The 3,695-nt window shown below is 43.2% G+C and carries 3 protein-coding genes; all 3 read left to right on the top strand.

Annotated elements, in window-relative coordinates; genetic code table 11:
- Positions 1 to 301: 301 nt before the first annotated feature.
- The 3 genes from rpsL to fusA all read left to right on the top strand — a co-directional run bounded on the left by rpsL (position 302) and on the right by fusA (position 3,543).
- Entirely contained in the window at positions 302 to 715 is a 414-nt protein-coding gene (rpsL, locus tag K6V48_RS11510) for a 30S ribosomal protein S12 (protein ID WP_002940030.1), read from the top strand.
- 16 nt (positions 716 to 731) lie between these two features.
- Entirely contained in the window at positions 732 to 1,202 is a 471-nt protein-coding gene (rpsG, locus tag K6V48_RS11505) for a 30S ribosomal protein S7 (protein ID WP_002940031.1), read from the top strand.
- 259 nt (positions 1,203 to 1,461) lie between these two features.
- Entirely contained in the window at positions 1,462 to 3,543 is a 2,082-nt protein-coding gene (gene fusA, locus K6V48_RS11500; protein WP_002938501.1) for an elongation factor G, read from the top strand.
- Positions 3,544 to 3,695 lie beyond the last annotated feature (152 nt).

Here is a 3,695-nt window from a genome sequence, read left to right as displayed (position 1 = left end):
TGGTTTCTTGCCTAGACTATTATCTAAAACGACATGCGTTAAAAGTTAGTTGAACCGCCGTGTGCCGAACGGCACGCACGGTGGTGTGAGAGGGACTAGAAATTAGTCCCTACTCGATTTTCAATCACATCTATTTGACAATAGGTTTGGGATATGGTACTATATTAGACGGTACTTTTTACTTTTGGTCTCTCAAGAGTGTACAGGGACGTGCTGACAAATGTTGCAAAAGTACACACAGATAGGGGTTGTCACCAATGCCCTATCACCAAAAATAAAAAATATATACAGGAGAATGTAGATGCCTACAATTAACCAGTTGGTACGTAAACCACGTAAGTCTAAAGTAGAAAAATCTAAATCACCAGCTTTGAACGTTGGTTACAACAGCCGTAAAAAAGTTCAAACAAACGTTTCATCACCACAAAAACGCGGTGTTGCAACTCGTGTCGGAACAATGACACCTAAAAAACCTAACTCAGCCCTTCGTAAATTTGCTCGTGTACGTTTGAGCAACCTTATCGAAGTTACTGCTTACATCCCAGGTATCGGTCACAACTTGCAAGAACACAGTGTGGTTCTTCTTCGTGGTGGACGTGTAAAAGACCTTCCAGGGGTACGTTACCATATCGTTCGTGGTGCACTTGATACTGCTGGTGTAAATGATCGTAAGCAAGGCCGTTCTAAATACGGTACTAAACGTCCAAAAGGCTAAGAAGGGGGAAATATAAATGAGTCGTAAAAATCAAGCGCCTAAGCGCGAAGTATTGCCAGATCCATTGTATAACTCAAAATTGGTAACTCGTTTGATTAACCGTGTTATGTTGGACGGTAAACGTGGTACTGCTGCATCAATCGTATACGGTGCCTTTGATCAAATCAAAGAAGCAACTGGCAATGATGCACTTGAAGTATTTGAAACAGCAATGGAAAACATCATGCCTGTACTTGAAGTACGTGCACGTCGTGTCGGTGGTTCTAACTACCAAGTCCCAGTTGAAGTTCGTCCAGAGCGTCGTACAACACTTGGTCTTCGTTGGTTGGTAACAATTGCTCGTAACCGTGGTGAGCACACTATGATCGATCGCCTTGCGAAAGAAATCATGGATGCAGCAAACAACACAGGTGCAGCTGTTAAGAAACGTGAAGATACTCACAAAATGGCAGAAGCAAACCGCGCATTTGCACACTTCCGCTGGTAAGACAGGATATTTTAGCGTTAAGCAAATGCTAGCCAAAATAGGAAAAGCGACGAAGAAACTTCAGTTTCTAGGAGATTTTATCTTTTTGGCAGACATTTGTAGCTAAAATTCAACTAAATCATCGCAAATCGGATTGAGGCTTGCCTCAGCCATTTCAGACCATTAGTAAGAAATTAAGCGGGTGGGATTTACCCACTCGCTTTTCTTAAAATATGGTATAATCAAAATAGAAATCTAAAAATATAGGAGAACAAACCTCATGGCACGCGAATTTTCATTGGAAAAAACTCGTAATATCGGTATCATGGCGCACGTTGACGCGGGTAAAACGACGACAACTGAGCGTATTCTTTACTACACTGGTAAAATCCACAAAATCGGTGAAACTCACGAAGGTGCATCACAAATGGACTGGATGGAGCAAGAGCAAGAACGTGGTATTACTATCACATCTGCTGCAACAACAGCTCAATGGAACAACCACCGTGTAAACATCATCGACACACCAGGACACGTGGACTTCACAATCGAAGTGCAACGTTCACTTCGTGTTCTTGATGGTGCGGTAACCGTTCTTGACTCACAATCAGGTGTTGAGCCACAAACTGAAACAGTATGGCGTCAAGCAACTGAATATGGTGTTCCACGTATCGTATTTGCGAACAAAATGGATAAAATCGGTGCTGACTTCCTTTACTCAGTAAGCACACTTCATGAGCGTCTTCAAGCAAATGCTCATCCAATCCAATTGCCAATCGGTTCTGAAGATGAGTTCCGTGGTATCATCGACTTGATTAAGATGAAAGCTGAAATCTATACTAACGACCTTGGTACAGATATTCTTGAAGAAGATATTCCAGCTGAATACCTTGAGCAAGCTGAAGAATACCGTGAAAAATTGGTTGAAGCAGTTGCTGAAACTGATGAAGAATTGATGATGAAATACCTTGAAGGTGAAGAAATCACAAACGAAGAATTGAAAGCTGCTATCCGTAAAGCAACTATCAACGTTGAATTCTTCCCAGTATTGTGTGGTTCAGCCTTCAAAAACAAAGGTGTTCAGTTGATGCTTGATGCGGTTATTGACTACCTTCCAAGCCCACTTGACATCCCTGCTATCAAAGGTGTTAACCCAGATACAGACGCTGAAGAAGAGCGTCATGCATCAGATGAGGAGCCATTTGCAGCTCTTGCCTTCAAGATCATGACTGACCCATTTGTAGGTCGTTTGACATTCTTCCGTGTATACTCAGGTGTCCTTAACAGCGGTTCATACGTATTGAACACTTCTAAAGGTAAACGTGAGCGTATCGGACGTATCCTTCAAATGCACGCAAACAGCCGTCAAGAAATTGAAACTGTTTATGCAGGTGACATCGCCGCTGCGGTTGGTTTGAAAGATACTACAACTGGTGACTCATTGACAGATGAAAAAGCAAAAATCATCCTTGAGTCAATCCACGTTCCAGAACCAGTTATCCAATTGATGGTTGAGCCTAAATCTAAAGCTGACCAAGACAAGATGGGTATTGCCCTTTCTAAATTGGCTGAAGAAGATCCAACATTCCGCGTTGAAACAAACGTTGAAACTGGTGAAACAGTTATCTCTGGTATGGGTGAGTTGCACTTGGATGTCCTTGTTGACCGTATGCGTCGTGAATTCAAGGTTGAAGCAAACGTAGGTGCTCCTCAAGTATCATACCGTGAAACATTCCGCGCTTCTACACAAGCTCGTGGTTTCTTCAAACGCCAGTCTGGTGGTAAAGGTCAATTCGGTGACGTTTGGATCGAATTCACACCAAACGAAGAAGGTAAAGGTTTCGAGTTCGAGAACGCTATCGTCGGTGGTGTGGTTCCACGTGAATTCATCCCAGCGGTTGAAAAAGGTCTCGTAGAATCTATGGCGAACGGTGTTCTTGCTGGTTACCCAATCGTTGACGTTAAAGCTAAGCTTTACGATGGTTCATACCACGATGTCGACTCATCTGAAACAGCCTTCAAAGTGGCTGCATCTCTTGCCCTTAAAGAAGCGGCTAAATCAGCTCAACCAACTATCCTTGAGCCAATGATGCTTGTAACAATCACTGCACCTGAAGATAACCTAGGTGACGTTATGGGTCACGTTACTGCACGTCGTGGTCGCGTTGATGGTATGGAGGCTCGTGGTAACACACAAATCGTTCGTGCTTATGTACCACTTGCTGAAATGTTTGGTTACGCAACTGTTCTTCGTTCAGCAACACAAGGCCGCGGTACCTTCATGATGGTATTTGACCACTACGAAGATGTACCAAAATCTGTACAAGATGAAATCATTAAGAAAAACGGTGGCAATGCATAATTGCTAATCCAGGCAGCTTCGGCTGCCTTTTTCATTATGTGACTTTTAGTCCGTCACGCTCCGTAAGGTGCGTGACAAATAAACCACCCGCTATGCGGGTGCGCGACGAAGGTTATACCAAAAAAGAACTCCAAACGCGATACAATAAAGGT

The sequence above is a fragment of the Streptococcus suis genome (assembly GCF_019794555.1).
In the GTDB taxonomy this organism is placed as follows: domain Bacteria; phylum Bacillota; class Bacilli; order Lactobacillales; family Streptococcaceae; genus Streptococcus; species Streptococcus suis_AB.
Note: the sequence above shows the minus strand (reverse complement) of the source record. Positions and strands in the feature narration are given on the sequence as shown.

Coding starts and splice junctions, on each gene's coding strand:
- rpsL (WP_002940030.1), top strand. CDS start 302: ATGCCTACAATTAACCAGTTGGTACGTAAACCACGTAAGTCTAAAGTA.
- rpsG (WP_002940031.1), top strand. CDS start 732: ATGAGTCGTAAAAATCAAGCGCCTAAGCGCGAAGTATTGCCAGATCCA.
- fusA (WP_002938501.1), top strand. CDS start 1,462: ATGGCACGCGAATTTTCATTGGAAAAAACTCGTAATATCGGTATCATG.